Annotated in this window: 29 protein-coding genes and 1 pseudogene; 10 read left to right on the top strand and 20 right to left on the bottom strand. The window is 60.0% G+C overall.

The annotated features are described in order from the left end of the window. Positions 1-37 precede the first annotated feature (37 nt). On the top strand, positions 38-1450 hold the full coding sequence (locus AC0ZWN_RS02495; RefSeq protein ID WP_460101016.1) for an aspartate aminotransferase family protein: 1413 nt from the start codon (positions 38-40) through the stop codon (positions 1448-1450). An 83-nt stretch (positions 1451-1533) separates the two neighbouring features. Then, a complete protein-coding gene (locus tag AC0ZWN_RS02490; RefSeq protein ID WP_476333941.1) occupies positions 1534-1758 on the top strand; it encodes an MbtH family protein in 225 nt (74 codons plus the stop codon). A 187-nt stretch (positions 1759-1945) separates the two neighbouring features. On the opposite strand, the gene AC0ZWN_RS02485 is transcribed toward AC0ZWN_RS02490, so the two are convergent. From AC0ZWN_RS02485 to AC0ZWN_RS02450, 8 genes are read right to left on the bottom strand one after another with little or no spacing between them, the layout of a single operon-like run. After that, complete coding sequence (locus AC0ZWN_RS02485) at positions 1946-2851, bottom strand: metal ABC transporter substrate-binding protein (RefSeq protein WP_476333940.1); 906 nt, start codon at positions 2849-2851, stop codon at positions 1946-1948. Continuing rightward, positions 2852-3751: a metal ABC transporter permease gene (locus AC0ZWN_RS02480; protein ID WP_476333939.1), complete on the bottom strand. Its 900-nt coding sequence runs from the start codon at positions 3749-3751 to the stop codon at positions 2852-2854. Continuing rightward, positions 3751-4596 carry a metal ABC transporter ATP-binding protein gene (locus tag AC0ZWN_RS02475; protein ID WP_476333938.1) on the bottom strand — a complete coding sequence of 282 codons (846 nt, stop codon included), beginning with the start codon at positions 4594-4596 and terminating at the stop codon, positions 3751-3753. Before AC0ZWN_RS02475 ends, AC0ZWN_RS02480 begins: the two co-directional genes overlap by 1 nt. Beyond that, positions 4593-5522 carry a metal ABC transporter substrate-binding protein gene (locus tag AC0ZWN_RS02470; RefSeq protein WP_093435032.1) on the bottom strand — a complete coding sequence of 310 codons (930 nt, stop codon included), beginning with the start codon at positions 5520-5522 and terminating at the stop codon, positions 4593-4595. The genes AC0ZWN_RS02475 and AC0ZWN_RS02470 overlap by 4 nt, the downstream gene beginning before the upstream one ends. 35 nt (positions 5523-5557) lie before the next feature. Further along, positions 5558-6133, bottom strand: coding sequence for a DUF6162 family protein (locus AC0ZWN_RS02465; protein ID WP_476333937.1), 576 nt, complete (start codon positions 6131-6133; stop codon positions 5558-5560). After that, complete coding sequence (locus AC0ZWN_RS02460; protein WP_095125122.1) at positions 6130-6471, bottom strand: hypothetical protein; 342 nt, start codon at positions 6469-6471, stop codon at positions 6130-6132. The genes AC0ZWN_RS02465 and AC0ZWN_RS02460 overlap by 4 nt, the downstream gene beginning before the upstream one ends. Beyond that, entirely contained in the window at positions 6468-7010 is a 543-nt protein-coding gene (locus tag AC0ZWN_RS02455; protein ID WP_257355686.1) for a thiamine pyrophosphate-binding protein, read from the bottom strand. Before AC0ZWN_RS02455 ends, AC0ZWN_RS02460 begins: the two co-directional genes overlap by 4 nt. Beyond that, positions 7007-8206, bottom strand: a complete 1200-nt coding sequence (locus AC0ZWN_RS02450; RefSeq protein ID WP_460129629.1) for a PepSY-associated TM helix domain-containing protein — start codon at positions 8204-8206, stop codon at positions 7007-7009. Before AC0ZWN_RS02450 ends, AC0ZWN_RS02455 begins: the two co-directional genes overlap by 4 nt. A gap of 406 nt (positions 8207-8612) precedes the next feature. Here AC0ZWN_RS02450 and leuC point away from each other — a divergent pair, with 406 nt between their 5' ends. Together leuC and leuD are read left to right on the top strand one after the other, a co-directional pair. Continuing rightward, positions 8613-10031, top strand: a complete 1419-nt coding sequence (gene leuC, locus AC0ZWN_RS02445) for a 3-isopropylmalate dehydratase large subunit (protein ID WP_476333935.1) — start codon at positions 8613-8615, stop codon at positions 10029-10031. Continuing rightward, on the top strand, positions 10028-10642 hold the full coding sequence (gene leuD, locus AC0ZWN_RS02440; protein ID WP_476333934.1) for a 3-isopropylmalate dehydratase small subunit: 615 nt from the start codon (positions 10028-10030) through the stop codon (positions 10640-10642). Before leuC ends, leuD begins: the two co-directional genes overlap by 4 nt. 126 nt (positions 10643-10768) lie before the next feature. Here leuD and AC0ZWN_RS02435 read toward each other — a convergent pair whose 3' ends face one another. From AC0ZWN_RS02435 to soxR, 4 genes and pseudogenes are all read right to left on the bottom strand, one after another. After that, the gene (locus AC0ZWN_RS02435; protein WP_476333933.1) at positions 10769-11683 is read right to left on the bottom strand and encodes a LysR substrate-binding domain-containing protein; all 915 of its coding nucleotides are present in this window, start codon (positions 11681-11683) and stop codon (positions 10769-10771) included. A gap of 61 nt (positions 11684-11744) precedes the next feature. Beyond that, a complete protein-coding gene (locus AC0ZWN_RS02430; protein ID WP_476333932.1) occupies positions 11745-12620 on the bottom strand; it encodes an alpha/beta fold hydrolase in 876 nt (291 codons plus the stop codon). Between the two features lie 249 nt (positions 12621-12869). Continuing rightward, positions 12870-13328 (bottom strand): annotated as a pseudogene (locus AC0ZWN_RS02425) (VOC family protein). A gap of 105 nt (positions 13329-13433) precedes the next feature. Further along, the gene (gene soxR, locus AC0ZWN_RS02420) at positions 13434-13886 is read right to left on the bottom strand and encodes a redox-sensitive transcriptional activator SoxR (protein WP_476333931.1); all 453 of its coding nucleotides are present in this window, start codon (positions 13884-13886) and stop codon (positions 13434-13436) included. A gap of 93 nt (positions 13887-13979) precedes the next feature. Between soxR and AC0ZWN_RS02415 the strand changes: the two genes are divergently transcribed. Continuing rightward, on the top strand, positions 13980-14333 hold the full coding sequence (locus AC0ZWN_RS02415) for an antibiotic biosynthesis monooxygenase (RefSeq protein ID WP_476333930.1): 354 nt from the start codon (positions 13980-13982) through the stop codon (positions 14331-14333). Here AC0ZWN_RS02415 and AC0ZWN_RS02410 read toward each other — a convergent pair. The 4 genes from AC0ZWN_RS02410 to msuE are packed head-to-tail and all read right to left on the bottom strand — an operon-like array spanning position 14330 to position 18432. Further along, complete coding sequence (locus tag AC0ZWN_RS02410; RefSeq protein ID WP_220556626.1) at positions 14330-15433, bottom strand: sigma-54 interaction domain-containing protein; 1104 nt, start codon at positions 15431-15433, stop codon at positions 14330-14332. The two genes, AC0ZWN_RS02415 and AC0ZWN_RS02410, sit on opposite strands and share 4 nt — an antisense overlap. A gap of 36 nt (positions 15434-15469) precedes the next feature. After that, positions 15470-16657 (bottom strand): acyl-CoA dehydrogenase family protein, encoded by a 1188-nt coding sequence (locus AC0ZWN_RS02405; RefSeq protein WP_476333929.1) that lies wholly within the window; start codon positions 16655-16657, stop codon positions 15470-15472. Positions 16658-16712: 55 nt separating this feature from the next. Then, entirely contained in the window at positions 16713-17858 is a 1146-nt protein-coding gene (gene ssuD, locus AC0ZWN_RS02400; protein WP_476333928.1) for an FMNH2-dependent alkanesulfonate monooxygenase, read from the bottom strand. A 10-nt stretch (positions 17859-17868) separates the two neighbouring features. After that, the gene (msuE, locus tag AC0ZWN_RS02395; protein ID WP_093434995.1) at positions 17869-18432 is read right to left on the bottom strand and encodes an FMN reductase; all 564 of its coding nucleotides are present in this window, start codon (positions 18430-18432) and stop codon (positions 17869-17871) included. A gap of 390 nt (positions 18433-18822) precedes the next feature. Here msuE and AC0ZWN_RS02390 point away from each other — a divergent pair, with 390 nt between their 5' ends. The 4 genes from AC0ZWN_RS02390 to AC0ZWN_RS02375 all read left to right on the top strand — a co-directional run bounded on the left by AC0ZWN_RS02390 (position 18823) and on the right by AC0ZWN_RS02375 (position 23033). After that, a complete protein-coding gene (locus AC0ZWN_RS02390; RefSeq protein WP_093434993.1) occupies positions 18823-19080 on the top strand; it encodes a hypothetical protein in 258 nt (85 codons plus the stop codon). 101 nt (positions 19081-19181) lie between these two features. Then, a complete protein-coding gene (locus AC0ZWN_RS02385) occupies positions 19182-19796 on the top strand; it encodes a LysE family translocator (protein WP_116256570.1) in 615 nt (204 codons plus the stop codon). A gap of 205 nt (positions 19797-20001) precedes the next feature. Next, positions 20002-21168, top strand: coding sequence for an aminotransferase class V-fold PLP-dependent enzyme (locus AC0ZWN_RS02380; protein ID WP_476333927.1), 1167 nt, complete (start codon positions 20002-20004; stop codon positions 21166-21168). A gap of 56 nt (positions 21169-21224) precedes the next feature. After that, positions 21225-23033: an aminopeptidase P family protein gene (locus AC0ZWN_RS02375; RefSeq protein WP_476333926.1), complete on the top strand. Its 1809-nt coding sequence runs from the start codon at positions 21225-21227 to the stop codon at positions 23031-23033. 43 nt (positions 23034-23076) lie between these two features. Here the strand turns inward: AC0ZWN_RS02375 and AC0ZWN_RS02370 are convergent, their stop codons facing one another. Both AC0ZWN_RS02370 and AC0ZWN_RS02365 read right to left on the bottom strand, forming a co-directional pair. Further along, positions 23077-23673 carry a 2-hydroxychromene-2-carboxylate isomerase gene (locus AC0ZWN_RS02370; protein ID WP_476333925.1) on the bottom strand — a complete coding sequence of 199 codons (597 nt, stop codon included), beginning with the start codon at positions 23671-23673 and terminating at the stop codon, positions 23077-23079. A gap of 35 nt (positions 23674-23708) precedes the next feature. After that, positions 23709-24437 carry an SDR family oxidoreductase gene (locus AC0ZWN_RS02365; protein ID WP_476333924.1) on the bottom strand — a complete coding sequence of 243 codons (729 nt, stop codon included), beginning with the start codon at positions 24435-24437 and terminating at the stop codon, positions 23709-23711. A gap of 91 nt (positions 24438-24528) precedes the next feature. On the opposite strand from AC0ZWN_RS02365, the gene AC0ZWN_RS02360 reads away from it, so the two are divergent. Beyond that, on the top strand, positions 24529-25092 hold the full coding sequence (locus AC0ZWN_RS02360; RefSeq protein WP_116256572.1) for a TetR/AcrR family transcriptional regulator: 564 nt from the start codon (positions 24529-24531) through the stop codon (positions 25090-25092). Between the two features lies 1 nt (position 25093). Here AC0ZWN_RS02360 and AC0ZWN_RS02355 read toward each other — a convergent pair whose 3' ends face one another. Together AC0ZWN_RS02355 and rhtA are read right to left on the bottom strand one after the other, a co-directional pair. Further along, positions 25094-25375 carry a hypothetical protein gene (locus tag AC0ZWN_RS02355; RefSeq protein ID WP_093434980.1) on the bottom strand — a complete coding sequence of 94 codons (282 nt, stop codon included), beginning with the start codon at positions 25373-25375 and terminating at the stop codon, positions 25094-25096. 168 nt (positions 25376-25543) lie between these two features. After that, positions 25544-26431 carry a threonine/homoserine exporter RhtA gene (rhtA, locus tag AC0ZWN_RS02350; RefSeq protein WP_093435527.1) on the bottom strand — a complete coding sequence of 296 codons (888 nt, stop codon included), beginning with the start codon at positions 26429-26431 and terminating at the stop codon, positions 25544-25546. Positions 26432-26996 lie beyond the last annotated feature (565 nt).

Genomic DNA, 26996 nt, shown 5'->3' with positions numbered 1-26996 from the left:
TTTGGTCACTATCCATAGCCAATTGAGGGGTCGAGAGATGTCAGTCGCCACCAGCCTTATCGAAGAGTCGTCGGCCCGGGTTACCTCGGCGCCGGCCGAAACGCTCTACCAGTTCAACGAATCGCCATTGCTGGCTCGTCAGGCCCGGCAGGAGTCCAACGCGCGCAGCTATCCACGACGCATTCCATTGGCACTGAAGCGCGCCAAAGGCCTGTATGTCGAAGACGTTGAAGGGCGCACGTTCATCGACTGCCTCGCCGGGGCCGGCACGCTGGCGCTGGGGCATAACCACCCGGTGGTGATCGAAGCGATCCAGCAGGTATTGGCCGATGAATTGCCATTGCATACCCTCGACCTGACCACGCCGGTCAAGGATCAGTTCGTCCAGGACCTGTTCGGCCTGCTGCCGCCCGCCCTGGCGGCGCAAGCGAAAATCCAGTTCTGCGGCCCGACCGGCACCGATGCCGTGGAAGCGGCATTGAAGCTGGTACGCACGGCGACCGGGCGCAGCACCGTGCTGTCGTTCTCCGGTGGTTATCACGGTATGAGCCAGGGCGCGCTGAGCCTGATGGGCAGCCTGGGGCCGAAAAAACCGCTAGGTGCGTTGCTCAGCAATGGCGTGCAGTTCATGCCGTTCCCGTATGACTACCGTTGCCCGTTCGGCCTCGGTGGCGCGGCGGGCGTGAAGGCCAACCTGAGCTATCTGGAAAACTTGCTCAACGATCCGGAAGCCGGCGTGCAACTGCCCGCAGCGGTGATCGTCGAAGCGGTGCAGGGCGAGGGCGGTGTGATTCCGGCGGACATCGAGTGGTTGCGCGGCTTGCGCCGGATCACCGAAAAGGCCGGCGTGGCGTTGATCGTCGACGAGATCCAGAGCGGTTTCGCCCGCACCGGCAAGATGTTTGCCTTCGAACACGCCGGTATCACCCCGGATGTGGTGGTGTTGTCCAAAGCCATCGGCGGCAGCCTGCCGTTGGCCGTGGTGGTCTATCGCGACTGGCTCGACACCTGGCAGCCGGGCGCACACGCCGGCACCTTCCGTGGCAATCAGATGGCCATGGCGGCAGGTTCTGCGGTGATGCGTTATCTGGTTGAGCACAAGGTCTGCGAACACGCTGCTGCCATGGGCGAGCGCCTCAGCGAGCACCTGCACATCCTGCAACGGGACTTCCCGCAACTGGGCGACATTCGTGGTCGCGGCCTGATGCTCGGCGTCGAGCTGGTCGAGCCGAACGGCACACCGGATGCGCTCGGTCATCCGCCGGCGTTCGCACGACTGGCGCCGCTGGTCCAGCGCGAATGCCTCAAGCGTGGGCTGATTCTGGAGCTGGGCGGTCGCCATGGCGCAGTAGTACGTTTCCTGCCGCCGCTGGTGATCACTGCCGCCGAAATCGACCGTGTCGCAGAAATCTTTGGCCGTGCTTTGGCCGCTGCCACCGCTGCGCTGTAAATTTTTCGCCGCGCCGAACGTTCTTTCTACATACCCGGCTGCACTCAGCGTGCAGCCCACCCTTATAACGATGGAGAACCAGCATGACGTCAGTATTCGACCGCGAGGACATCCTCTTTCAGGTCGTGGTCAACCACGAAGAGCAATACTCGATCTGGCCGGAATATAAAGCCGTGCCGCAAGGCTGGCGCACCGTGGGCAAGAGCGGCCTGAAAAAGGAATGCCTGGCCTATATCGAAGAAGTCTGGACCGACATGCGTCCGCTGAGTCTGCGTCAGAAGATGGAAGCCCAGGCCGCCGCGCAATAAGCGACCGGGCAAAAAGAAACCCGCTGGACTGGAAACAGTCAGCGGGTTTTTTCATGGCTGGAGTTTGTGTTGTCAGGTCAGGCCTCTTCGCGAGCAAGCTCGCTCCCACAGGTGAGTTGTGAACGACACAGATCCAATGTGGGAGCGAGCTTGCTCGCGAAGAACGATAACGCGGTTTCGGCTAAAACTAAGCTCCGCTCAGCCCTTTGAGCAGCAAATCAACATTGCCTTCCAGCTCCGCCACCGGATCCGCCGCATCGGTGCTCAAAACCACCAGATGACTGCCCGACTCGGCAATTGCCGCTTTCACCGCGTCCGATGGCTGTCGATGATGCAGGACCACCGCGACATCATTGTCCTTGAGCGTTGCTGTGAGTTTTTTCAGATCCTCCGGCGTCCATTCGGCATCCGGCCGTGAATCCTCGCCGATCAGTTCCAGATTCAAGCTGCCGATCAGATAACCAAAGTGATCGCTGAGACTCATCACACTGAGATTGTCGGCACTGGCCAGTCGCGCTTCGCTATCGGCGCTGAGCTTCAGCAAACGCTGCTTCAACGTCGCCAGATTCGTTTCGATTTTCGGTTTGGCGCCCGGTGCCAAGCGCACCAGATCCGCCGCCATCACATCCGCCATGCGCCCCATGTTGTTGCTGGCCAGCCATGGCTGACTGTTCAAACCATCAACCTTCAGATCCGGTTGCACGGCAATGCCCGGGAGGGCGCCGTCGACCGGGCGCGCCGCATCAACTTCAACGATGCGAATATTGCTGCGACGGGCGATCGGATACAGCGGATCATCGGCCCACAGTGAACGCACGCCAATGACCGCGTCCGCGCCGGTTGCCAGTTTGCTCAGCGCCGGCGCACCGCGACCGGTGAAATACGCGGTCTGGCGACTGCCTGGCAAATTGGCGGGGGCTGCACGTTCCAGACTGACGTCAGTGCCTTTGAGCAGCACTTCGCCCAAGCCATACGTGATCGGCAACGAGGCCAGCACTCGCAGCGGTTTAGTGTTTTCTGCGGCCATCAACGGCGTGCAGATCACGCCGCACAAGGTCATGGCCAAGGTCAGTTTGCGCAGTGAAAAAGTCATTTATCCAAGATTCCCTTTCAGACTCGGGACAACCCCGCGCGCAATGGCGGCGAGGGCGAAGGCAATGCCGGCGACCAGAATGATCGCGGCGCCGGACGGAATCGGCAGATCAAACACGATCGGCGCGAGGATCCCGCACAGTGTGCTGACCGTGGCGATCAACACCGAGCACCAGAAGAAGCCCTTGAGCGACTGGCTGAGCAAACGTGCCGCCGCCGCTGGAATCACCAGCAGCGCGCCGACCAGAATCGCGCCGATGACTTTCACCGCTGCGACGGTGATCAGCGTCACCAGAATCACGAACAGATAGTCCAGGGTCTTCACCGCCACCCCGCGCACCGCCGCCAGTTGCGGGTTGAAACTGGCGAGCATGATGCGGTTGTACAGTGGCAAGGCAAGGGCCATGACCAGCGAACCGACGATGGCCAATACCGCCAGATCGTTGCCGTTGACCGTCAGTACCGAACCGAACAGTACGTTCTCGAGAATGTGCACATTGATCTTGCCCGCGAGAATCAGCAGCAGACTCGCGCCCAGTGCCAGTGACACCGAGAGGAATACGCCGATCAAAGTGTCCGGTGCCAGACCGGTACGGTTGCGCAGGTAATTGAGCAGGATGCCGAACAGCAGGCAATAGCCGAACAGGCTGCCGTAGGGCCCGATGTAAGGTTCGCCGAGCAGGATGCCGATGGCTACACCGGTGAGCGCCGCATGGCCCACCGCTTCGGAAAAAAACGCGAAGCGCTTGACCACCACCAGCGTGCCGAGGCCGCCGAGTACCGGGCCGATCAACAGGCCGGCAAGCAACGCATTGACCACAAAACCGTAGGCCAGCGCTTCCGGCAGATAACCGGACGAGGCCCAGCCTTGCACTATCAAACGAAAGGCTTCGTAACTCATCAGGCAGCGCTCCGTGGATGGGTCGAGAACAAGGTCAGCAGACGTTCCGGGGTCAGCGCCTCTTGCGGTGAGGCATCGAACAGCACGCGGCGGTTTAGACCCGTGACACGGCTGGCCAGACGCCCGACCGCTTCCAGATCGTGCTCGATCCACAGCACGGTGATGCCCGCTGCACGCCAATCGCCGAGCAGACGTTCGAATACCTGAATCCCGGCTTCATCGAGGGCCGACATCGGCTCATCCAGCACCAGCAATTGCGGCGCCGGGATCAGCCCTTGGGCGAGCAGCACCCGCTGCCGCTCACCGCCAGACAGCGCGCCCATGCGGCGCTTGCGTTTGTCCTGCATGCCGACGCGTTCCAGCGCTTCACCAATGGCGCCGGCGTAACGCTTGCTCAAACCGAGAAACGCCGGACGCCGCTGGCACATGGCAGCCATGAAATCGTCAACCGTCATCGGCAGACCGCGATCGAATTCCAGCGCCTGCGGTACATAACCGATGGTGCCGGGTTCGCCGGGCCATTGCAGGCTGAGCTGGCCCTGATGGGGCATTTGCCCGAGCAGGGTTTTGATCAGCGAACTCTTGCCGCCACCGTTGGGGCCGACGAGAGCATGTACGCTGCCGGGCTGCACCTGGAAGGTGACGTTATCCAAAATCGTCGTGCGCCCCAGCGTCAGACAAACCTCCGCAAAATCCAAAGTCGGCCCCGAAACCTGTGGGAGCGAGCTTGCTCGCGAATGCGGTGTGTCATTCGATAAAGATGTTGGCTGACCTGGCGCCTTCGCGAGCAAGCTCGCTCCCACAGGGGATTCGAATTCGGTCGAGATCGTTTCTCTGGAAGTCATGCGCCAGACTCCTGAATCGCCCGCACCACGGTGTTGAGGTTGCCGGTCATTTCCTTTTCGTACTTGTCGGCGGTGTATTCGCCGTAGGAAATGTGCGACAGCGGGTACAGTTTCACGCCGGACTCACGCTGAATGGTGTCGACGTAAGTGGACGGGAAATCCATCTCCGAGAAGATCACTTTCACGTCCAGTTCACGCAACTGGTCGATGGTCTTCTTCAACTGGCTTGGGCTGGGCTCGATACCGTGGGCCGGCTCGACTACGGCGGTCACTTCCAGGCCGAACTCACGCAGCAGATAGTCGTAAGCCGCGTGCACCGTGGCCACGCGCAGTTCCGCGTTCGGCGCTTGCGTCAGTTTTGCCAGGGCGTCGGCGCGCATCTGCCGCAGGCGTTTGCCGTAGGCGCGGGCGTTCTGGGTGTAGGTCTTGGCGTTGTCTGGATCGAGTTTGCCCAGTTCGCGGGCAATGTTGTTGACCTGGGCAATGGAAGCGCTGATCGACAGGAACGTGTGCGGGTTCACCACTTTGCCGGCCCCGCGCGCGGCAACCCCGGTGGCCGCCAGCAACGGCACGTTTTCGTTGGCTTCGATGGTTTTGATGTTTGGCGTTTCGCTGGCGGCGATCATGCGGTCGGCGAAGTCGTCATGGCCAACGCCGTTGAGCACGATCACATCCAGCCCGCTGATGCGTTTGATGTCTTCGGCCCGTGGCTCGTAGGCATGCGGGTTGAAACCGGCCGGGATCAGCGGCACCACCTCGGCCTTGTCGCCGACGATGTTGGCCACATAGCTGTAGTAAGGGTGCAGGGTGATGCCGATGCGCAGGCGTTTGGCCTGATCGGCACTGGCCAACGGGCTCAGCAGGCAGGCACACAGGCCCAATAAAAAGAGGCGTAACAATGGACGGCGTGGCGATGAAATAGACATGGGCAAGCGGTCTTCTCTCGGAGGAGGGCGAGGAATCAATGGCGATGTTCGCGGGTAACCCCGGCATCGTATTGCGCGACGATCTGTTTCCAGCCGGCAGCGGACAGCGCCGCCGCGGTGAGTTGCGCCGGGGCTTGAGCGGCCGCATCGCGGCTGAGCCAGATGTCCGGCGCAGCCTTGTCATCGGCGCTGAGCAGCATTACAAACGAACCGGCGACGGCCGGATTCTGGCTTTGGCCGAAATACGCGGCGTCCGCCAGCAATTGCCAGGCATGACCACCGCGGCTGACCGAACTCGCATCCTGGGCAAATGGCGCAATCCCTTCGTCGGCCAGATTCTGCGGCGTCGGCAGGGCTTGTTGTTCCTCGCGCAGCAAGCGGATTTCATCGAGGGTCACCCGCAGGTCGGCATAGATGCCTTGCTCGGCAGCACTGAGGTCGCGGCGTGCGTCGAGTTGGTGAGTCGCCACTGGCTCGGGCTCATGGGAAACCCCGCGCCACGCGACCACAGAACCTGCGACCGCGAGGATCAACAGGCACAACAGCAGCACATTGAGGGTTTCATGACCGGCACCGGCCGGACGCACGATTTGTCGAGTGGGCGTACTCATGGGGCTTCGATATCCGCTTGGTCGATTTCCACCACGTGGCCCGGGCCCGCGTCGAACAGCACGTAAAATTCGCTGCCGGGTTTCTTGAACGTCAGTGTGGAATCGGCGCCGAGTTTGCCCGGCACCAGAATGGTTTCGTCGTAACCGATCACATCGAGGGTCACCCCCGGCGCGCCGCTGCCGTCGGAGAACCCGCCGGTGCATTTGATCTGCTCGGCGTCGATGGCTTTACATTCGCACATCGGGTTGTGAGCCAGCGCACTGGCGCTGAAACCGGCGCACAGCACCAGCAGCACGGCCTTCAGGCGCAGGCGGGAAGGGCGTTGGGAACAAGTCATGGTTTGACTCCTTGTTTGTTCAGCCAGGCGAAGGTGGCGGGGGAGGCCTGACTCAGGGGAATCGAAGCCTGATGCATGCTGCCGTCCCAGCCTTCCATGGTGATCCACAGTTCGGCGTCGGGTCTGGTCTTCTCCGGGATCGGCATCTGCGTGCCCATGCGGTATGGCGTGCCAAAGAAAATCGTACCGGCGGCGCGCAGGCTGCGTGGCTTGCCGATGCGCAGGTAGGTGGCCTTGACCTGCTCGACACAGGCATCGCAAAGGGCGGCGCTGAAGTCTTTCATGTAGCCGGCCGGGCCAGTGAGCACCGGCGCTTCGTTGCGCAGTTCGGCCAGGCGCAGGCTCCACGGGCCAACCTGGATATTGCCGATTTCATGTTGGCCCAGCCCGCTGTCACCGCGAAACAGAGAGGCGTCGGCGAAGTATTTGGGCATGAACCCCAGCGGGATCAACAGCAGCAGGACATTGATGTGGAAGCGCCATGTGTGCCAGAAACGCGCGAGTCGAGAAGGCTGTGCCTTGGTGATGGATCTGCTCACAGGCTGGCCTCCGAGGTTTCACGGCTCATCGCCGGTTGTGCCTTGAGGCGGTGTTTCTTGTCTTCGCGCTTCAACGCGTTGGCGGTGGCCAGCGCAGTGCGTTTGGTCCAGATCAACAAGCCGCTGAGGATCATCATGCTCAGGATCAAACCGAAGAAGAACCAGATCAGCTTGATCCAGATGCCGCCGAAGTCGCCGGTGTGCAGTGGCCGCATGGACTCGGTGACGAACTCCAGCGACGAACGATCGGACAGAAGCCGTGAAGCGGCGATGTCGCCGTTGTACGGATTGAGCGTGGCGGTCTGGAACATCAACGGATACCAGCCGCGCCCACCGACGCTCATGTGGCTGTAGGCATTGCCCGGCAGGCTGACGAAGCTGGCTTCCAGCCCCGGAATCTTCTCTTGCGCGAGCTCGACGGCACGGTCCAGGCTGATCCGTGGCGGCGGTGTGCCGGTGGCAGAGATCGGCACGCTCTCGCGGGACATGGCCGGAATGATCGGCTCGCTGGAAATGGCGATCTGGTTGTCGAACAGAATCGCCCGAATCAGAAACCAGATCCCGGTGATGGAAATCACCGCAATGAACCAGATCGACCAGATACCGCACAAGCGATGGAAGTCACCCCAGAAGATCCGCGCGCCGTGACGCACGCGCAGGGTCGGACGCAGAAAACCTTTCCAGAAGCGCTTGTAGACCACCAGGCCTGTGATCAGCGACACCAGCATCGGCACGCCGAGGAACGACACCAGATACCAGCCCCAACTGAAACCGTTGGTGAACGGCACCAGCCACCAGCCATGCAGGGCGCGGGTGAAGGCCTTGAAATCGAACGTCGGGGCAGGGCCTTGAATCACCCCGGTGTAAGGATTGACGTAGACCGTCTGCGAACGACCGTCCGGATAGCTGACCGCAACGTCGAGGGCGAAGTGGGATTCGTCGGGACGACTGATGCTTTCAACGATGGTCTGCGGTTCGGCTGTTTTGATCGCTGCCATGATCTGGTCATAGCTGAGCAGCGGCGCATCGTCCGCAGGCTGGCTGGCGCGCATCTGCGGGTTGGCCAGCCAGACGATTTCCTGGCTGACCACCGCCAGCGTGCCGGTGACACAGACGATCAGGACAAAGAACCAGATCGGTAACGCCAGCCAGCTATGAACGAGGAACCACAGTTTGGAGCGGGATTTCTTCGACATGATTGCGCGTCTTGATAGCGGTGAAAGGGCGCGTGGCTACGGGCTTCGCAGCACGGCAGACCCCGAAAGACCGAACGTGGCTTTTGCCTACGCGAACGGCCTGCATCTCTATAGGACGAATGAGCGGGACAAATCCCGAAAGGTGATATGAAAGCAAATGTTTCCCAATTCCCCGCTCACCACAAATCCCTTTGTGGGAGCGAGCCTGCTCGCGAAAGCGCCGGGTCAGTCACTTCATCCGTTGCCTGATCCACCGCTTTCGCGAGCAGGCTCGCTCCCACAGGGCTTTGCTGCGTACAGGGGATCAAACACGATTCATGATCCACGCCATCACTGTCTGCCAATTGATGGCCGACCCGCGCTCCCTATGATGGGAATCACCTGATTTCCCTGAGTGAGCGCCTTGATGACCGCCAGAACCCTCTATGACAAACACATCGATTCGCACACGGTGTGCCGCCTCGACGATCAGGGTCATGTCCTGTTGTATATCGATCGTCAGGTGATCAACGAATACACCAGCCCGCAGGCTTTCAGCGGTTTGCGCGCGGCCGGGCGCGACGTCTGGCGGCCGGGCACGGCGCTGGCGGTGGTCGATCACGTCAACCCGACCACGCCTGTGCGCATCGCAGTAATGCCCGACGCCGGCGGCGCGCGGCAAGTGTCGTATCTGGCGGAGAACTGCCGGGACTTCGGCATCGAGTTGCTGGACATCCTCGACAAGCGTCAGGGCATCGAACACGTTATCGCCCCCGAGCAGGGCTTTATTCTGCCTGGCATGGTCATTGCCGCTGGCGACAGCCACACCACCACCTATGGCGCACTCGGTGCTTTCGGTTTCGGCATCGGCACCTCCGAGATCGAACACCTGCTGGCTTCGCAGACGCTGGTCTACAAACGACTGAAAAGCCTGCGCGTGACCGTCGACGGCGGGTTGGCGCCGGGTTTGACCTCGAAAGACGTGATCATGGCCCTGATCGGCCGGATCGGCGCGTCCGGGGCCAGCGGTTACGCGATCGAATTCTGCGGCTCGACCATTGATGCCCTCAGCGTTGAAGCGCGCATGACCATTTGCAACATGGCTGTCGAGGCTGGAGCGCGCGGCGCATTCATGGCCCCGGATGACAAAGTCTTCGCCTATCTCAAGGACAAGCCGCGTGCGCCGCAAGGTGAGCTTTGGCAACGGGGCGTGGAGAAGTGGCGCGAACTGCGCAGTGATCCCGGTGCGCGGTTTGACCGCGAGATTCACCTCGACGCCAGCGTTCTGGAACCGATGGTCACTTGGGGCACCAGCCCCGATCAGGCCGCTGCAATCGGTGCGCGGGTGCCGGATCCGCAAGCGATCAGCGATCCGGTCCTGCGTCAGGACATGCGTCGCGCCCTCAGTTACATGGGCCTCGAAGCGGGCATGGCGCTCAGCGACATTGTTATCAGCCACGCCTTTATCGGCTCGTGCACCAACGCGCGGATAGAAGACCTGCGCGATGCCGCCAGCGTCGTGCGCGGTCAGCAGGTGGCCGGACATGTGCGGGCGATGATCGTCCCCGGCTCCAGCGAAGTTCGCGCTCAGGCCGAGGCCGAAGGGTTGGCGCAGATCTTTATCGATGCCGGGTTCGAGTGGCGTCAGTCCGGCTGCTCGATGTGCCTGGCGATGAACGACGACGTACTTGCGCCCGGCGACCGCTGCGCGTCGAGTACCAACCGCAATTTCGAAGGCCGTCAGGGCGCCGGTGCGCGCACTCATTTGATGAGCCCGGCCATGGTCGCCGCCGCTGCGATCTGCGGTCGACTCACCGATATTCGCCAATTTGGAGAACGCCCATGAGCCTGCAACCCTTCACCCACATCAGCGGTCGGGCCGCACCGTTACTGGCGGCCAACGTCGACACGGACGTGATCATGCCCAAACAATTCCTCAAAGGCATTGATCGCCAAGGACTCGATCGCGGGCTGTTTTTCGATCTGCGGTTTCTGCGCGATGGCAGCCCCGATCCCGATTTTGTGTTGAACAAACCGACATGGCAGGGCGCGAGTTTTCTAGTAGTCGGAGCGAATTTTGGCTGCGGTTCCAGCCGCGAACATGCGGTTTGGGGCTTGCAGCAGATGGGCATCCGCGCGTTGATCGGCAGCAGTTTTGCCGGGATCTTCTACGACAATTGCCAGCGTAACGGGGTGTTGTTGATCACCTTGGATGAAGCGCAGGTGCAACGCATCGGACAACTTGTCAGTGAGCCTGAAACGGCGCGGATCGCTATTGATCTGGAGGCTCAGCAGATCAGTCTGGCGGATGGCACGGTGATCGAGTTCCAGATTGATACCCTGCGCAAAACCGCATTGCTGCTCGGCTTGGATGCCATCGGCAGCACCCTGCAACGCCGCGAACAGATCAAGATCTTCGAGCGCGAGCATTTGGCCAACAACCCTTGGCTGTCCTGACCCACCGCTGATCCCTTGTGGGAGCGAGCCTGCTCGCGAAAGCGGTCGTTCAGTCGAAATCAATGTTGACTGACTGGACGCATTCGCGAGCAGGCTCGCTCCCACATTTGATATCGGGTGTTTCAGCTAAAGGGAAAGCCCTTTGAAATGCGCCTGCAAAAACTCCACACACGCGCGCAGTTTCCCCGAGTGTGCCAGCCGCGTCGGGTACACCGCCCAGACATTGGCGCTCTGGCTGTAATCGTCGAGCACCTGCACCAGGCGTCCTTGCTCCAGCAACGGCTTCACATCCCACAACGACCGCAACAAAACCCCACGTCCATCCAGCGCCCATTGCAAAACGATTTCGCCGTTGTTTGATGACAATGGCCCACTGACGCGCACGCTCTCTTGCCCGCCATCGCGATCCAGATTCCAGATCCCAAAGGCGTTGTCGCGCTCCTTGATCACCAGGCAATCGTGCTGTTGCAGTTCGTCCAGCGTCTGCGGCGTACCGCGCCGTTGCAGATAACCGGGAGCGGCGCACAGCACCCGCCGGTTACTGACCAGGTGTCGACCGATGTGCTGGCCGGGCAGGTCATCGCCGACGCGGATCTCCAGATCGAAGCCTTCGTTGATGATGTCCACCACCCGGTCAAACAGGTCGAGGCGAATCTCCAAGTCTGGATAACGTTCGGCCAGCAACGACACCGCCGGGGCTACGTGATTGCGACCGAAACCGAAACTGCTGCAAATGTGCAAACGCCCACGCGGGCTGTCGTGGGCGTCGGACAGTTCATCGTGCAACTGCTGGAAATCATCGAGAATGCGCAACGCCCAGCGCTGCACGCGCTCGCCGTCCTCGGTCAGCGAGACGCGACGGCTGGTGCGGTGCAACAGACGCGTGCCGAGGGTGGTTTCGAGAATCTGGATGCGTTTGCTGACGTAGGCCGGTGACAGGCCTAGTTCATCTGCTGCAGCGGCAAAGCCGTTCTTGCGGATTACGGTGAGCAGTACACGCAGGTCTTCGGGCAGGGGCACGGTGTCTTTCTTCTGGGACATGTCAAAAACGAACACTGGCGGCAGAAGCCGCCAGCATAGCACCGAGATCCAGTGTTTCCGGTCAGCGCAGAAAGGCCAGTGCTTCGGCGAGCAACCGTTCGGGGACTTCTTCGGCAATGTAATGGCCAGCGGGCAATGCCTGACCGCTGACGTTCGACGCCACTTGCAGCCATTCCTTGAGCGGATCGAAGCAGCGCCCGACCGTACCTTCGGCGCCCCACAACACGCGCAGCGGTAGATTCAGCTGATGCCCGGCGGCGATGTCGGCGCGGTCGTGCACAAGATCGATGCCGGCGCTGGCGCGATAGTCTTCGCAGATGCCGCGAGCGCTGCCCGGTCGTTGCAGGCAGCGCAGGTATTCGCCAAAGGCTGCATCGGTAAACGGCTTGAACCCGGCGCTGCGGCTGCCCATCACGCTGCGCAGATAGCCTTCCGGATCCGCTTCGATCAGGGTTTCCGGCAGTGGTGCCGGGCGGATCAGGAAAAACCAGTGCCAATACGCGCGGGCAAAGGCTTCGTTGGTTTGCGTATACATCGACAGGGTCGGGGCGATGTCGAGCAGCATCATGCGCTGCACGGCGTTCGGGTGATCAAGCGCGAGACGATGGGCGACCCGCGCGCCACGGTCGTGAGCGAGAATCGAAAACTGCTCGAAGCCCAGCGCCTGCATCAACTCGACATTGTCGCGGGCCATTTCGCGTTTCGAGTAATGGGCGTGCAGCTCATCAGCGGCCGGGCGACTGCTGTCGCCGTAACCGCGCAGGTCGGCGGCGACCACGGTGAAGTGTTCGGCCAGTTGTTCGGCAATCTTGTGCCAGATCACATGGGTCTGCGGGTGCCCGTGCAACAGCAACAGGCCCGGGCCGCTGCCGCCGAGGCGGTAGGCAATGTCGACGCCGTTGACGTGACGCTGGTCTTTGCGGAATCCGGCAAACATCGGGCTGATCCTTTTTCAGGGTTCTGGTTGGCTGCATCCTGAAATCGTCCGGCGTTCGCGGCAAGGGGCAAAGCGTGGTCGGCAGGTTCATGAAGTGTGTTGATGGGGTTATGTGTTTTCGGTGCCGGCCCCTTCGCGAGCAAGCTCGCTCCCACAGTAGTTTCCGGTGTGACGATTATCTATGCCACCCAACGAAACCCTGTGGGAGCGAGCTTGCTCGCGAAGAGGCCAGTCCAGACACTGAAATGCTCAACCCTGCTGAAACATCTCCATCGCCCGCTGCTTGATCTGTTCTTCAGTCAGATCTTCCTTGCGCGAGGCCAGAAATCACAGATGCCCATACGGGTCCTTCAAGGTGCCGCTGCGATCACCGTAAAACTGATCCTTGACCTCGGACACCGTCGTCGCCCCCGCGTCCAGCGCGCGCTGAAAGGACTTGTCGACATCGGTCACGTACAGATGCAAACCAACTGACACGCTTTTATCAGGATTGCTCAACGGCCCCTGATCGCACGGCGAGCCGAGCATGATCGCGCTGTCGCCAATGCGCAGTTCGGCGTGGCCGATGCCGCCGCCGGGCATGGCCAGGCGCATGACTTCGGTGGCGCCGAAGGCTTTTTTATAGAAATCGATGGCCTCGGCGGCTTTGTGGATGCCGAGATACGGGGTAATGCTGTGATACCCCTCGGGAATGGGTTTGACGCTCATGACGTTCTCCCTGAATTGTTGTTCTATGGGACAGGACTCCACCGGATTTGTGGAAGATTCACTATAGAACCGTCCTCGCCGTGCAGGTTTTTGCCCGACGAGCAGTCAATCCTTTGGAAAGTGCGGCCCCGGGCCTTGTTCGCCGAGTACATCGCCCTGATTGCGCAGCGGGCAAGCCTCCATCGACAAACACCCGCAACCGATGCAGCCATCGAGCCGGTCACGCAGTAGCGTCAATTGTTCGATCCGTTCATCCAACTCTCGGCGCCATTGCTCCGAGAGGGTTTTCCAGTCGGCCGCGCTGGGCGCACGATCATCCGGCAGGATTTTCAGCGCCTCGCCAATCTCCGCCAATGGAATCCCCAGCCGCTGCGCGACTTTGATCAACGCCACCCGGCGCAGCACTTCGCGCGGATAACGGCGCTGATTGCCGGCATTGCGCTGGCTCTTGATCAAGCCTTTGGACTCATAAAAGTGCAGGGCGGTGACGGCGACACCGCTGCGCGCCGCGACTTCGCCGACTGTTAACGGCTTGTGCACATTTTCTTTGCTGATCATCTGCAGACAGCTCTTGACCTTGACTTAACTAGAGGTTTTACCCTGCAGGTCTTCGAGTCGCAAGGCTCGTCTTACGCTGAGTGGGGGCATTCCATGAACAACCGCAGTTTTACCCAATTGATCGAATTTGAAATCGAACCACGCCAACAATCTGCGCTGGTGACTGCACTATCGAGGCAAACCGAGCGTCTGGCTCAACGCTACGACGGTTTTGTCAGCGCCAGTGTGCAGGCCAGCGATGACGGCCGGCGCGTGCTGAGTTTTCTCCAATGGCAGACCCGCGAGGCAGGGGAGGCGGCGTTTCGCAGCTTTGAAAGCGGCGAGCAGGATTTCTGGCAACTGATTCACACCCATCAGGCGAAAACCATCACCTTCAATTCGTTTCAGATGTTGAGCAGCATCGCCCGCAGTCCCGACGATGCGCTGCACTGCCACCTGGTCGGCTAGATCGACAACTGGATCAGGCGCTCGCCCTGTAGGTTTTCCGTGAGTCGCCGCTTGTTGACTGCCAGTTCGCCGATCTTGATCAAACGCGTGCGGGTGACGTTGCGGCTCAGACCGAGCAGTGCTGCGGTGTGCACCTGGTTGTAATGGCAAAAGCGATACGCTGCGCGCAGCAAGGCGTCTTCGACTTTCTCGTGCAAAGCACCGGCCTGTTGCGCGAACAGTTTTTGAAAGGCCTGTTCCAGCAACGCTTCCGGTGAATCATCGGCGCTGCTGTGATGATCGTCCGGGCGATCGATACGCAGGTTCGACAGGCGCAGATCATCGCGTTCGATCACGCCATTGCGGCAGATCAGCAGGGTGTGATGGATGACGTTTTCCAGTTCGCGAATGTTGCCCGGCCAACTGTAGCCACGCAGTTTGTGCTCGGCACCGGGGCTGATACTGACGCGGCCATAACCGAGGCGCTGGCTGTAGGCCTCGATGAAATGGCGCGTGAGCGGGAGGATATCGCCGGGACGCTCACGCAACGGGCTCAATTCCAGATTGACCACGTTGAGGCGGTAATACAGATCCTCGCGGAAATGGCCGGCATTGATGGCCTTCTCCAACTGCACGTTGGTCGCTGCCAGCACCCGCACATCGATGGGAATGCTTTTGCGCGAGCCCAGCCGCACCACTTCGCGCTCCTGCAACACCCGCAGCAACTTCACCTGAATCGCCATCGGCAGATCGCCGATCTCATCGAGAAACAAGGTGCCGCCGTCCGCTTCCTCGAACCATCCGGCCTTGGCGCTCAGCGCACCGGTGAACGCGCCTTTTTCATGACCGAACAATTCTGCCTCCACCAGCGACTCGGAAAACGCCCCGCAATTGACCGCGATAAACGGCCGATGACGGCGGTTGCTGAGGTTATGAATATGCCGCGCTACCAGCTCTTTGCCGGTGCCGGTCTCACCGATGATCAGCACACTGGCTTCGCTCGGCGCGACCTGTTGCAAATGCGCGAGCAGGGCCTGGGATTTCGGGTCTTCGAACACCTGCGCGGTGGCGCGGATCGACGTGGCGAGCGCGGGGGAGGGGGGTAGGGTCAGCAGTTGCATGGGCTCGTCCTTCTTTTTAGTTCAAATGCAGGCAGATCAGGAATAGAAAGTCGGCACCGGCAGCGACTGGTTCAGCGCCCAGTCGCCCAGCTCATGGAGTTTGTAGTCCAGCGGGTCGTGCAGGGTTTGCGTGCGCAGGTTGCGCCAGTAGCGGTCGAGGCGCAGGGAGGCGTGGGTGGAACGCGCGCCGGTCACTTCGAACAGACGGCTGCAAATTTCCAGGCCCTGACGGCTGGCGGCAACTTTCGCGGTGGCAATCGCTGTCGCGACTTGGCCGCGCTCCTCGGCACTGAGATTCGCACCCTTGGCCCAGGCTTCATCGAGCAATGCGGCCGCGCGTTCGACCAGCAGACGAATACCTTCCAGCGCCACCCAGAACTCGCCGTAATGCGCGAGCACGTATGGATCTTCGCGCACATCACGCGCCGTGGATTTATGCCAGAGCCGGGTTTCGCTGAGGGTGTATTGCCGCGCTTCTTCAAAGGCGCCTTCGGCAATCCCGAGAAACATATGCGTGAACGTCAGCTGCGCGATCAATGGCCGCAGGCAGGCGAACGGCGTGCTCAGCGGGCCGGGATCGAGGAGCAATTCCGACTCTTCGACCCGCACCCGTTCAAAGGTCGCGCTGCCGCTGTCGGTCTGGCGCTGGCCGATGTTGTTCCAGTCGTTGTGCAGGGTGATACCACTGCGGCCACTGGGAATCGCCGCGATCAGTAATTTGCCGCCAGCGCTCTCATCGACGGCCGAGGCGATCAGCATTTGTGAGTCGCTGGCGCCGGAGCAGAAGCTTTTCTTCCCGGAAAATTCGCGCCAGCCGCCGAGATCCTTGACCACGGTCCGAGTGTCGAGCGGGTTGAGCGCATTGCCCCAGAACCAGTTCTGCCGCGCGGTCTGTTCGAACCACGGCTGCCATTGTTCCGGCCGGGAAAACAGGCGCACGGTGGCGAGCATCAAATGATGAAAACCGAAAACGTGGGCGATCGAGCTGTCGACCTTGGCGAATTCGCGAACGACCTGCAGGGTTTCACTCCAGCTCGCGCCGAGGCCGCCGTAGCGGGTGGGAATGCTCAGGGCCAGCAGGCCGCTGTCGCGCAGGGCATCGCGCTCGACTTTTGGCGTGCCACCACGTTCGTCACGTTCGACGGCGGTCAGGGCAAACTCGGCAGCCAGTTGGCGGGCGGTCTGCAATGGGGATAACAAAGTACTTTGCGGTTTGGCGGTCACACCAACACTCCTGAATTCACTCAGCCTGCGGCAGCTCTTACACAAGAGATCCGGTTTACGCCGAGGCTTTTGTGGGCAGCACATCATTGGCAATCATTTCGCCAAACGGCCCGGTCAGATTGGTCACGCCACGCCCGGCCAGACTGGCGTAAGGCTCGGGCAGCAGCGGGAACACCAGCTCGGCAAAGCGGTAAGCCTCTTCCAGATGCGGATAACCGGAGAAGATGAAACTCTCGATGCCCAGATCCGCGTATTCCTTGATCCGCGCCGCCACTTGCTGCGGATCGCCGACCAGCGCCGTACCGGCACCGCCACGCACCAGACCGACACCGGCCCACAGATTCGGAGCGATCTCGAGGTTATCGCGACGACCATCGTGCAAAGCCGCCATGCGCCGTTGACCTTCCGAGTCGAAGCGCGAGAAGGATTTCTGCGCGGCCTCAATAGTCTCGTCGCTGATGTGTTCGATCAGTTTGTCCGCCGCTTTCCACGCCTCTTCGGCGGTCTCGCGCACGATCACGTGTAAGCGGATGCCGAACTTCACCTTGCGCCCATGCCGCGCCGCGCGTTCGCGCACGTCGGCGAGTTTTTCCGCAACCGCGGCCGGCGGTTCGCCCCAGGTCAGATAGACATCGACCTGTTCGGCAGCCAGATCATGCGCGGCATCGGAGGAGCCGCCGAAGTACAGCGGCGGATAGGGTTTCTGCACGGGCGGATAGAGGGCTTTGGCGTTCTGCACCTTCAGGTGTTTGCCGTCGAAATCCACCGCCTCGCCCTGCAACACGCGGCGCCAGATTTTCAGGAATTCATCGGTAACTTCATAGCGCTCGGCGTGACTGAGAAAACTGCCGTCGCCACGGTTCTCGTCCGGATCGCCACCGGTCACGACGTTGATCAGCAAACGGCCGTTGGATAACCGGTCAAGCGTCGCAGCCATGCGCGCCGACACCGTCGGCGAGATGATTCCCGGACGGATCGCCACCAGATAACGCAGATGTTCGGTCAACGGCACCAGCGCCGAGGCGATCACCCAGGAGTCTTCGCAGGAGCGTCCGGTGGGGATCAGCACGCCGTGGTAGCCGAGGCTGTCAGCCGCCTGCGCCACTTGTTTCAGATAGTTGAGGGTGACCGGGCGCGCACCTTGGGTAGTGCCCAGATAGTGGCCATCACCGTGGGTCGGCAGGAACCAGAAAACATCCATGAACGGCTCCTCAGGCGATTTTCAGCAAGGGTTTGATTTGTGTGGCGAACAGCGGCGCAGCGCGTTCGGCGGCCAGGCGGATGCGCGCCTTCAGCAGCTCGCTGGTGATCTGGTAATCGGCGAAGTCGGCTTCGGTGGCGTACACGCCGATTGGCAAGGTCATGGCTTGGAAGAAGCTGAACAGCGGCCGCAACTGGTGATCGAGCACCAGCGCATGGCGTTCGCTGCCGCCGGTAGCGGCGAGCAGCACCGGGGTGTCGATCAAGGCGTTGAGGTCGATCAGGTCGAACAAGTGCTTGAGCAGGCCCGGGTAGGAACCGCGATAAACCGGCGCGGCAACGATCAGCAGATCGGCCTGTTCAATGGCTTGCAGCTCGGCTTCAACCTCTGCACTGAGTTCCTGACGCGACAGCGCGCCGCCGAGCGGGCGAGCGATATCACCGAGTTCGATCAAATGGCTTTCAATGGACAAGTGCTCGGCCAGTTCGGCGATCAAAGCTTGGGTCAGTACCAGGGTGCGGGACGGACGCCAGGTGCCGCCGGAGAGGGCGACGACTTTCAGGGGACGCGACATGATCAGTTCCTTTTTTCAACAGTTGCTCAGCGAGCAGTGAGTGAGTCACCGGGTCAGAGCAAGCGCTGTACCAACTCCTGGAAGCCCCGGTTTACAAGGCGTTGAGCTTTAGTGCGGCGGTCGCCCCTGTGAGTAGCAGGGCGCTTTGTTGAATCAGTGTTGGCTGAGCAACAGTTGCTGGAGCAACAGTGCTCAGCCCATGCAGGGAGTTATAAAGGCAGTTTGTTATTCCGTAAAAGAACGTTAATTGATATTTATAGATCGTTAAGAGATATGTGCCAGCACGTGTCGATTTCCTGATAGCCACTATTGAGAGCGTTGATTTCTGCGCACGCGTGCCCGGGCGTAGCCTTTGTCCATCGACTCCCCATTGCTCGCCAGGACGCTCCCATGAATCGTTTACTGACTGTCTCCCTGTTGCTCGCTGTCTCCGTACTCGCCGGTTGTGCCGGACATGTTTCGCCTGAGCTGCGCCCTTACACTGATGAAGAATCCCGTGAATTGGCGATGGAAGCACTGAATCGCAGCGGCTTGTCCTTCGACGAATACCACGCGAAAAAAGCCCAACTGCTCGGCCAGTCGCAGTTCGACAAGAAAGCTGAAATGAGTGCCGAACGTGCCGTACAGCTGCACGGTCGTCCTAGCTGAAAACAAACTGTACTGCTGGAAGTTTTCCCCAACTGTCCGTGGGCTTGCCGGGCGGTGTGGGATAGGGTCTACACCTGAATGACCCTGATGGATTGCCTGCCATGAACCTCTCGCTTGACCTGCTGTTGGGCTTTGCCCTGTTTGCCCTTGTCACCTCGATTACGCCGGGGCCGAACAACACCATGTTGCTGGCATCGGGAGTTAATTTCGGCTTCAACCGCACCATCCCGCACATGCTCGGGATCACTTGCGGCTTCTTCGTTCTGGTCGTGGCCGTGGGCTTTGGCCTCGGTGCGGTGTTTCAGACCTACCCGATTCTCTACACGGTTCTGCGCTATGTTGGCGCGGCCTATCTGCTGTATCTGGCGTGGAAAATCGCTCACTCAGGACCGGTCGGCGACAGCGCCGAAGGCGAGTCCAAGCCGATCAGCTACCTCGGCGCCGCCGCGTTTCAGTGGGTCAATCCCAAGGCGTGGATCATGGCCATCGGGGCCATCAGCACCTACACGCCGATGCAGGGCTATTTCACCAATGTCGTGGTGATTGCCGCGGTGTTCGCCATCATCAACCTGCCCAGCGTCGGCGTCTGGGCGGCCTGCGGTACGTTGTTGCGCAATGTGCTGAAGGATCCGCGCTGGTTGCGCGTGTTCAACTGGGGCATGGCCGCATTGCTGGTGATTTCGCTGTACCCGTTACTTCTCGAAAGCTTTAGCTGACGCATTGCTTCAACCGCAGGCCGGATGCCTGTTAAGCTCGGCTTCAGGAGCGTTCCTACGCACTTTTAAATGAAGTTGTTCTTCTTTAACGGCATCCGATCAGGTATTGATGACGCTCTCGAACCGACGCGCAGCTCACAAGGCTGCGCCGTGCCGTTTGCAGACACGAGCCTCCTGATCCCGGAACACGCTCTGCGAGTCTTTTATGAACACACGTCCGTTGTATTTCGATTACGCCGCCACCACCCCGGTTGACGAGCGGGTCATCCAGGTGATGATCGAGTGTCTGGGGTTTCACGGTAACTTTGGCAACCCGGCTTCCAGCTCCCACGCGTTCGGCCAGCAAGCCCGACACACGGTCGAGCAGGCCCGCCGACAGGCCGCCGAACTGGTCGGCGCCAAGGCTGAGCAGATCGTCTGGACCTCCGGTGCCACCGAGTCCAATAATCTCGCCCTCAAAGGCGTGGCGCAGGCCCGCGGTGTCCCCGGCGGCCACATCATTACCAGTCAGATCGAACACAAAGCCATTCTCGATACCGCCCGCCAATTGCAGGACGCCGGCATCGCCGTAACCTATCTGGTGCCGGACGCCGATGGCCTGATCACCCCGCAAGCGGTCAGTGAAGCTATGCGCGACGATACCTTTCTGGTGTCGCTGATGCTGGTCAACAACGAGTTGGGTACCGTCAATGATGTTCAAGCGATTGGCGAAGTGGTGCGTAGCCGCGAGGCGTTGTTCCATGTCGATGCGGCGCAGGGCGCCGGCAAAGTGGCCATCGATCTGGGGCAATGGCCGGTGGATCTGATGTCCTTCTCCGCACACAAACTCTACGGCCCCAAAGGCATTGGCGCGTTGTATGTCGGCCCTCGGGCGCAGCAGCGGTTGCAGGCGCAGATTCACGGCGGCGGACACGAAGGTGGCTTGCGCTCCGGGACGTTGGCGACGCACCAGATTGCCGGCATGGGCGCAGCGTTCGCGCTGGCCGCCGAGACGTTCGATGACGAGAAAAAAACTATTGTCGCGTTGCGTGAACGCTTGCTCGAACAACTGCTCAGCCTGCCGGGCGTACGCCTCAATGGTTGCGCCACTCAACGCATTCCGCACACCTTGAGCCTGACCTTCAGCGAAGGTGAATTCAACAGCGCGGCGTTGAGCCATTCGATTGCCTTTTCCGCGACCTCCGCCTGCAACTCGGCCAGTAACACGCCATCCCACGTGTTGTTGGCGCTGGGGCATGACGCGCACCTGGCCGGTCGCACCATTCGGCTGAGCCTCGGCCGCTTCACCACCGCCGAAGATATCGACAAGGCTAGTGCATTGATCAAGACCGCCTGCGCCAGTGCTCCGGCATTCTGGGCGACCGGGCTTTAAACGAGCCGACCTCTCGGCTACGAACAATAACGATGAAGTGATTAGCAGGAGACATGATGAGTACCCAGACCTCGACCGAAGGATCGGTGCCCCAGCGCCTGGCGCAGACCCGTGAACTGATGCGCCGTGAGGGCATTCATGCGTTGTTGGTGCCGTCCGCCGACCCGCACTTGTCGGAATACCTGCCGGGTTACTGGCAGGGCCGGCAGTGGCTGTCGGGCTTCCATGGTTCGGTCGGGACGTTGATCGTCACAGCTGATTTCGCCGGTGTCTGGGCTGACAGCCGTTATTGGGAGCAAGCGACCAAGGAGCTCAAGGACAGCGGCATCGAACTGGTCAAACTGCAACCGGGTCAGCCGAGTCCGCTGGACTGGCTGGCTGAGCAAACACCGGAAGGTGGTGTGGTCGCGGTTGACGGTGCGGTGATGGCCGTGGCGTCGGCGCGTACCCTGAGCAGCAAGCTGGAAGCACGCGGTGCGCGCCTGCGTACCGATATCGATCTGCTGCAGGAAGTCTGGAGCGATCGTCCGGGCCTGCCGAATGCACCGATCTATCAGCATCTGCCACCGCAGGCGACGGTCAGCCGTGGCGAGAAACTCGCCAAACTGCGCGAAACTTTGCGGGAGCGCGGGGCCGATTGGCATTTCATCTCCACCCTCGACGACATTGCCTGGCTGTTCAACCTGCGCGGCGGCGATGTGTCGTTCAACCCGGTGTTTGTTTCGTTTGCCTTGATCGATCAGCAGCAGGCGACGTTGTTCGTGGCGCTGAGCAAAGTTGATGGCGAATTGCGCGCTGTGCTGGAACAGGATGGCGTAACGCTGCGTGATTACAGCGAAGTCGCTGATGCCCTGCGTGCCGTACCGAGTGGCGCGAGCCTGCTGGTCGATCCGGCACGAGTGACCAGCGGTTTACTGGATAATCTCGACAGCGCAGTGAAACTGGTCGAAGGCTTGAACCCGACCACGCTGGCCAAGTCGCAGAAAAGTGAAGCCGATGCTCAACACATCCGCCAAGCGATGGAACAGGACGGTGCGGCGCTGTGCGAATTCTTTGCCTGGCTGGAATCTGCGTGGGGCCGCGAACACATTACCGAACTGACCATCGATGAGAAGCTCACCGCTGCTCGCGAGCGTCGTCCGGATTATGTCTCGCTGAGCTTCAACACGATTGCCGCGTTCAACGCCAATGGCGCCATGCCGCATTACCACGCGACCGAAGAAGAACACGCGGTGATCGAGGGTGACGGCTTGCTGCTGATCGACTCGGGTGGACAGTACCTGGGCGGCACCACGGACATCACGCGGATGGTGCCGGTCGGTACGCCGAGCGAAGAGCAGAAGCGCGATTGCACGCGCGTGCTCAAGGGCGTGATCGCGCTGTCGCGCGCGCAGTTCCCGAAAGGCATTCTCTCGCCGCTGCTGGACGCCATTGCCCGTGCGCCGATCTGGGCCGACAGCGTGGATTACGGCCACGGCACCGGTCACGGCGTTGGCTATTTCCTCAATGTCCATGAAGGCCCGCAGGTGATTGCCTATCAGGCCGCGCCGGCACCGCAGACGGCCATGCAGCCGGGGATGATCACGTCGATCGAGCCGGGTACATATCGTCCGGGCCGTTGGGGTGTGCGTATCGAGAACCTGGCGATGAACCGCGAGGCGGGCAGCAGTGAGTTCGGTGAATTCCTCAGGTTTGAAACCTTGACGCTGTGCCCGATCGATACCCGATGCCTGCTGCCGGCGCTGCTGACTGAGGAAGAGAAGCAATGGTTTAACGCTTACCACGCACAAGTGCGTGAGCGCTTGAGTCCGTTGCTTGAGGGTGCTGCGCTGGAATGGCTGAACACCCGTACTGCCGCCATCTGACTGGTTGCAATTCAGGCGCTGTTACCAGCGCCTGAATGATCGCCTAGCCCTGGCGCAAGGCTTCCTCAACGAAGTCGAGCCGATCCTGGCCGAAGAACAGCTGATTACCGATGAACATGCTCGGTGCGCCGAACACGCCGCGTTTAACCGCCGTTTCGGTGTTCTCCTTAAGCGCTGCTTTGACAGATTCATCGTTGCTCAGCGCCAGAACTTCCTGCGGGTCGAAACCGTGTTCGCTCAGTACAGCGACGACAGTCGCGGGCTCGTCGAGGCTGCGTCCTTCAACCCACAGCGCAGTGAACAGACCATCGATAAACGCCTCAAAGCGTTCTGGCTGACGCAACTGGATACCCGTGACCGCACGCATCAGCATCAGTGTGTTGATCGGGAAATGCGGATTGAATCTCAGCGGCACCCCGTAGCGTTTCGCGTAGCGATCCAGATCCTGAAACATGTACCGACCCTTCGCCGGAATCATTGCCGGTGATGCGTTGCCGGTTGCCTTGAATACGCCACCGAGCAGCATCGGGATGTAAATCAGCTCACTGTTCGTCTCGGCACAAATCTTCGGCAATTGGGTGTAGGCCAGATAGGTGGCAGGGCTGCCAAGGTCGAAATAGAACTCCACGGTTTTAGTCATTTTCGCGTCTCTGTCGTTATTGTTATGGCGTTGGCTTACCAGCGTTCATTCCAGGGGCGCAGATCCAGCTCGAACGTCCAGGCATCCCGCGGCTGACTGTGTAGAAACCAGTAGTTCTCGGCGATGTGCTCGGGATTGAGGATGCCATCCTGATCTTTGGTCGCGTACTTTTCCGGAAAACTGTTGCGAATGAAATCGGTGTCGATCGCTCCATCGACCACCACATGGGCGACGTGGATGTTCATCGGCCCGAGTTCCCGCGCCATGCTTTGCGCCAGGGCGCGGATGCCGTGCTTGGCACCGGCGAAGGCGGCGAATCCGGAAGCACCGCGAAGTCCGGCGGTAGCACCGGTGAAGAGAATCGTGCCGCGATTGCGCGTGACCATGCGTTTGGCCACTTCACGGGCATTGAGGAAGCCTGAGAAACAGGCCATTTCCCAGATCTTGAAATACTTGCGGGCAGTTTCTTCGAGGATGCTGCATGGCACATTGGCGCCGATGTTGAACACAAAGGCTTCGATCGGACCGAGGCGGGTTTCGATGTCTTCAATCAGGGTGATGACGTCTTCTTCCTTGCGCGCATCGCAGGCAAAGCCGTGGGCCTCGCCGCCTTCAGCCTTGATCGCGTCCACCAGCGGTTGAAGTTTATCGGCACTGCGCCGGGTGACGCAGGCGATGAATCCTTCTTTGGCAAAACGCTTGGCAATCGCCCCTCCCGTGGCATCGCCAGCGCCAACCACTAATACGACCTTCTTGTTATTCATGGGTAGGTGCCTTTATTAAACGATCGTTAAGTGAACGAACGTTATGCTAGGATCCAGACCACGTCAAGGCAGTCGATTCGAGGGCAAACACATGCGTTACTCCGCCAGTCACAAGTTGGAAACCCGGGAAAAGCTATTGCAGAGCAGCTCGCTGTCAGCAAAGCGTTCGGGGTTTTCCACGGTAGGCGTCGACGGCTTGATGAAGGCTATCGGATTGAGTGGCGCGGCGTTCTACAGTCACTTTTCGTCGAAAGATGCGTTGTTCACCGCCATCGTCGAGCGCGAGTTGGGTCAAAGCCTTGAACGATTGGGCGGGGAGGGCACGCGGGATCGTGAGCGACTGGAGCGCTGTCTCAAGCACTACCTGAGCATGGCTCACGTAGAGCAACCTGAGGCCGGTTGCGCATTGCCGGCGTTGGGCGCAGAAATTGCTCGATCGGATGTTCGGGTGCGCGAGCAGGCCGAGCTGTGGATTTGCCGGCTTCAGGAGCGTTGGGCACAGATACTTGAGAGCGAGACCCTGGCGTGGTCGGTGCTGTCGCAATGCGTTGGGGCATTGGTGGTGGCGCGCATGTTGGCCACGCCGGACGTTCAGCAAGCGGTGCTGAAGTCCAGCCATGAAGAAATTGGCCGGCAGATCGCCGGGCAGCGCTGATCTATTTACAGATGACAATCATGCTGCGACTGGTGTAACCCGCAGGATTGAGACCGAACGGGTAATCGCCGGGCTCTTCGACGGTGTCACCGGATTTGGCGATGACCTTATAGCCTTTCGGCAAGCAAGCATTGGCGGCGCTGGCGTAGCATTTGTCCCAGGAGGACGATAGCCCTGAGCAGTTGATGTGCAGCCCTTTTTTTCCGCGTTTTACCTTGGTTTCCGAAGTCGCCGCACAACCCGCAATAGCCAGTATGGCGATCAGTATCAAAATTCGTTTCATTACCGTCCTTATAGCGGCCACGAGTCTAATGCCCGGGTTTGCCTGTGTTCGCCTGCGCTCTAAGCGTTTTGAAATCCCTGTCCGAAAAAATCCATGTCTGGCATTGGGTTACAGGTCTAAACATGGCCTAAATACGCACCAATTGCCAGACCTTCGTCAAAACCTCTTTCAATCAGCCGCTATTGCAGGCTTCGCGGCGCTACCCATGGTCATGGTTGCGCCGACAGACGCCAGAATAATGCACAGGATCGCCATCCATTGTGACAGTGTGAGGAATTCGTGCAGAAACAGCAGTCCCGATAAGGCTCCGAAAGCCGGTTCGATACTCATCAGTGTGCCGAATGTCCGTGCCGGCATGCGGGTAAGGGCGACCATCTCCAGTGTGTAGGGCAGGGCGGTGGATAGAATGGCGACGCCAATGGCAATGGGAATCAGGGAGGGGGTCAAAAGCGCTGAACCAGCATGCACGATGCCAATAGGGGCCACGAACAATGCCGCGATCATTACGCCTAATGCTGCGGTCGTCACACCGTTATCGGCACCTGCCTTCTGGCCGAACAGGATATATAGCGCCCAACAGATACCTGCTCCCAATGCATACCCAGCACCGACCAGATCGATTCCGGCGCTGGTGGCACCTGTTGGAATCAGCAACGTCAATCCTGCGGCGGCGAGAGCGATCCAGAGAAAGTCGATAGCACGACGGGAGGCATAGATGGCTACGGCCAGCGGCCCGGTGAACTCGAGGGCAACGGCAATCCCCAGCGGTACAGTGCGCAATGACATATAGAAGAGGAAATTCATTCCGCCTAGAGCCATGCCGTAAACGATGACCGTGCGTAGCGACTTGGCGGTCAGCCTGGCTCGCCAGGGACGCAGTATCAACAGCATGATGACACTGGCAAAGATCAGCCGCAGCGTAGTGGTTCCCTGAGCGCCAACGATGGGGAACATGCTTTTGGCAAGTGAGGCGCCGGACTGGATTGATGCCATGGCTATTAATAGCAGGCCAACCGGGAACAGCATTGAGGCAAGAGAGCGTGGCTGGTCATTCATTGCGCGGCATCGTCCAAGGTAAAAAAGCAGGGTTTTATTTTGATAGTGGGCAATATACTGCGCATTCGTTGCCATTACGTCTATATAAAGGCCGTCTTTTCCGCCTATCGATAGAAAAGTGAAATTAACGGTTGACGGCAGATTCAGGATGTCTATAATTCGCCCCACTTCCGGCGCAGCCGAAACGGAAAACTCCTTGAGATTCAATGAGTTATGTAGGTTTCGGCGGCAGGTTGCTTCAGTTCATCGAAGCCGAAAGGAAGTTGAAAAAGAGGTGTTGACATCAGCGTGTAACGCTGTAGAATTCGCCTCCCGCTGACGAGAGATCGGAGGCGCAAGTGGTTGAAGTTGTTGAAGAAATCTTCGAAAGCTTCTGAAAATAATCACTTGACAGCAAATGAGGCTGCTGTAGAATTCGCGCCTCGGTTGAGACGAAAGATCTTAACCAATCGCTCTTTAACAACTGAATCAAGCAATTCGTGTGGGTGCTTGTGGAGTCAGACTGATAGTCAACAAGATTATCAGCATCACAAGTTACTCCGCGAGAAATCAAAGATGTAACCAA

This window comes from Pseudomonas sp. 3B-A001-10F (genome assembly GCF_056313565.1).
The sequence above is the reverse complement of the archived record's forward strand: the minus strand, read 5'-3'. Positions and strand labels throughout refer to the sequence as shown.

What these genes read in the sequence shown, in the direction of transcription:
- AC0ZWN_RS02495 (WP_460101016.1), top strand. Translation starts at nt 38, where the DNA reads ATGTCAGTCGCCACCAGCCTTATCGAAGAGTCGTCGGCCCGGGTTACC.
- AC0ZWN_RS02490 (WP_476333941.1), top strand. Translation starts at nt 1,534, where the DNA reads ATGACGTCAGTATTCGACCGCGAGGACATCCTCTTTCAGGTCGTGGTC.
- AC0ZWN_RS02485 (WP_476333940.1), bottom strand. Translation starts at nt 2,851, where the DNA reads ATGACTTTTTCACTGCGCAAACTGACCTTGGCCATGACCTTGTGCGGC.
- AC0ZWN_RS02480 (WP_476333939.1), bottom strand. Translation starts at nt 3,751, where the DNA reads ATGAGTTACGAAGCCTTTCGTTTGATAGTGCAAGGCTGGGCCTCGTCC.
- AC0ZWN_RS02475 (WP_476333938.1), bottom strand. Translation starts at nt 4,596, where the DNA reads ATGACTTCCAGAGAAACGATCTCGACCGAATTCGAATCCCCTGTGGGA.
- AC0ZWN_RS02470 (WP_093435032.1), bottom strand. Translation starts at nt 5,522, where the DNA reads ATGTCTATTTCATCGCCACGCCGTCCATTGTTACGCCTCTTTTTATTG.
- AC0ZWN_RS02465 (WP_476333937.1), bottom strand. Translation starts at nt 6,133, where the DNA reads ATGAGTACGCCCACTCGACAAATCGTGCGTCCGGCCGGTGCCGGTCAT.
- AC0ZWN_RS02460 (WP_095125122.1), bottom strand. Translation starts at nt 6,471, where the DNA reads ATGACTTGTTCCCAACGCCCTTCCCGCCTGCGCCTGAAGGCCGTGCTG.
- AC0ZWN_RS02450 (WP_460129629.1), bottom strand. Translation starts at nt 8,206, where the DNA reads ATGTCGAAGAAATCCCGCTCCAAACTGTGGTTCCTCGTTCATAGCTGG.
- leuC (WP_476333935.1), top strand. Translation starts at nt 8,613, where the DNA reads ATGACCGCCAGAACCCTCTATGACAAACACATCGATTCGCACACGGTG.
- leuD (WP_476333934.1), top strand. Translation starts at nt 10,028, where the DNA reads ATGAGCCTGCAACCCTTCACCCACATCAGCGGTCGGGCCGCACCGTTA.
- AC0ZWN_RS02435 (WP_476333933.1), bottom strand. Translation starts at nt 11,683, where the DNA reads ATGTCCCAGAAGAAAGACACCGTGCCCCTGCCCGAAGACCTGCGTGTA.
- AC0ZWN_RS02430 (WP_476333932.1), bottom strand. Translation starts at nt 12,620, where the DNA reads ATGTTTGCCGGATTCCGCAAAGACCAGCGTCACGTCAACGGCGTCGAC.
- soxR (WP_476333931.1), bottom strand. Translation starts at nt 13,886, where the DNA reads ATGATCAGCAAAGAAAATGTGCACAAGCCGTTAACAGTCGGCGAAGTC.
- AC0ZWN_RS02415 (WP_476333930.1), top strand. Translation starts at nt 13,980, where the DNA reads ATGAACAACCGCAGTTTTACCCAATTGATCGAATTTGAAATCGAACCA.
- AC0ZWN_RS02410 (WP_220556626.1), bottom strand. Translation starts at nt 15,433, where the DNA reads ATGCAACTGCTGACCCTACCCCCCTCCCCCGCGCTCGCCACGTCGATC.
- ssuD (WP_476333928.1), bottom strand. Translation starts at nt 17,858, where the DNA reads ATGGATGTTTTCTGGTTCCTGCCGACCCACGGTGATGGCCACTATCTG.
- msuE (WP_093434995.1), bottom strand. Translation starts at nt 18,432, where the DNA reads ATGTCGCGTCCCCTGAAAGTCGTCGCCCTCTCCGGCGGCACCTGGCGT.
- AC0ZWN_RS02390 (WP_093434993.1), top strand. Translation starts at nt 18,823, where the DNA reads ATGAATCGTTTACTGACTGTCTCCCTGTTGCTCGCTGTCTCCGTACTC.
- AC0ZWN_RS02385 (WP_116256570.1), top strand. Translation starts at nt 19,182, where the DNA reads ATGAACCTCTCGCTTGACCTGCTGTTGGGCTTTGCCCTGTTTGCCCTT.
- AC0ZWN_RS02380 (WP_476333927.1), top strand. Translation starts at nt 20,002, where the DNA reads ATGAACACACGTCCGTTGTATTTCGATTACGCCGCCACCACCCCGGTT.
- AC0ZWN_RS02375 (WP_476333926.1), top strand. Translation starts at nt 21,225, where the DNA reads ATGAGTACCCAGACCTCGACCGAAGGATCGGTGCCCCAGCGCCTGGCG.
- AC0ZWN_RS02370 (WP_476333925.1), bottom strand. Translation starts at nt 23,673, where the DNA reads ATGACTAAAACCGTGGAGTTCTATTTCGACCTTGGCAGCCCTGCCACC.
- AC0ZWN_RS02365 (WP_476333924.1), bottom strand. Translation starts at nt 24,437, where the DNA reads ATGAATAACAAGAAGGTCGTATTAGTGGTTGGCGCTGGCGATGCCACG.
- AC0ZWN_RS02360 (WP_116256572.1), top strand. Translation starts at nt 24,529, where the DNA reads ATGCGTTACTCCGCCAGTCACAAGTTGGAAACCCGGGAAAAGCTATTG.
- AC0ZWN_RS02355 (WP_093434980.1), bottom strand. Translation starts at nt 25,375, where the DNA reads ATGAAACGAATTTTGATACTGATCGCCATACTGGCTATTGCGGGTTGT.
- rhtA (WP_093435527.1), bottom strand. Translation starts at nt 26,431, where the DNA reads ATGAATGACCAGCCACGCTCTCTTGCCTCAATGCTGTTCCCGGTTGGC.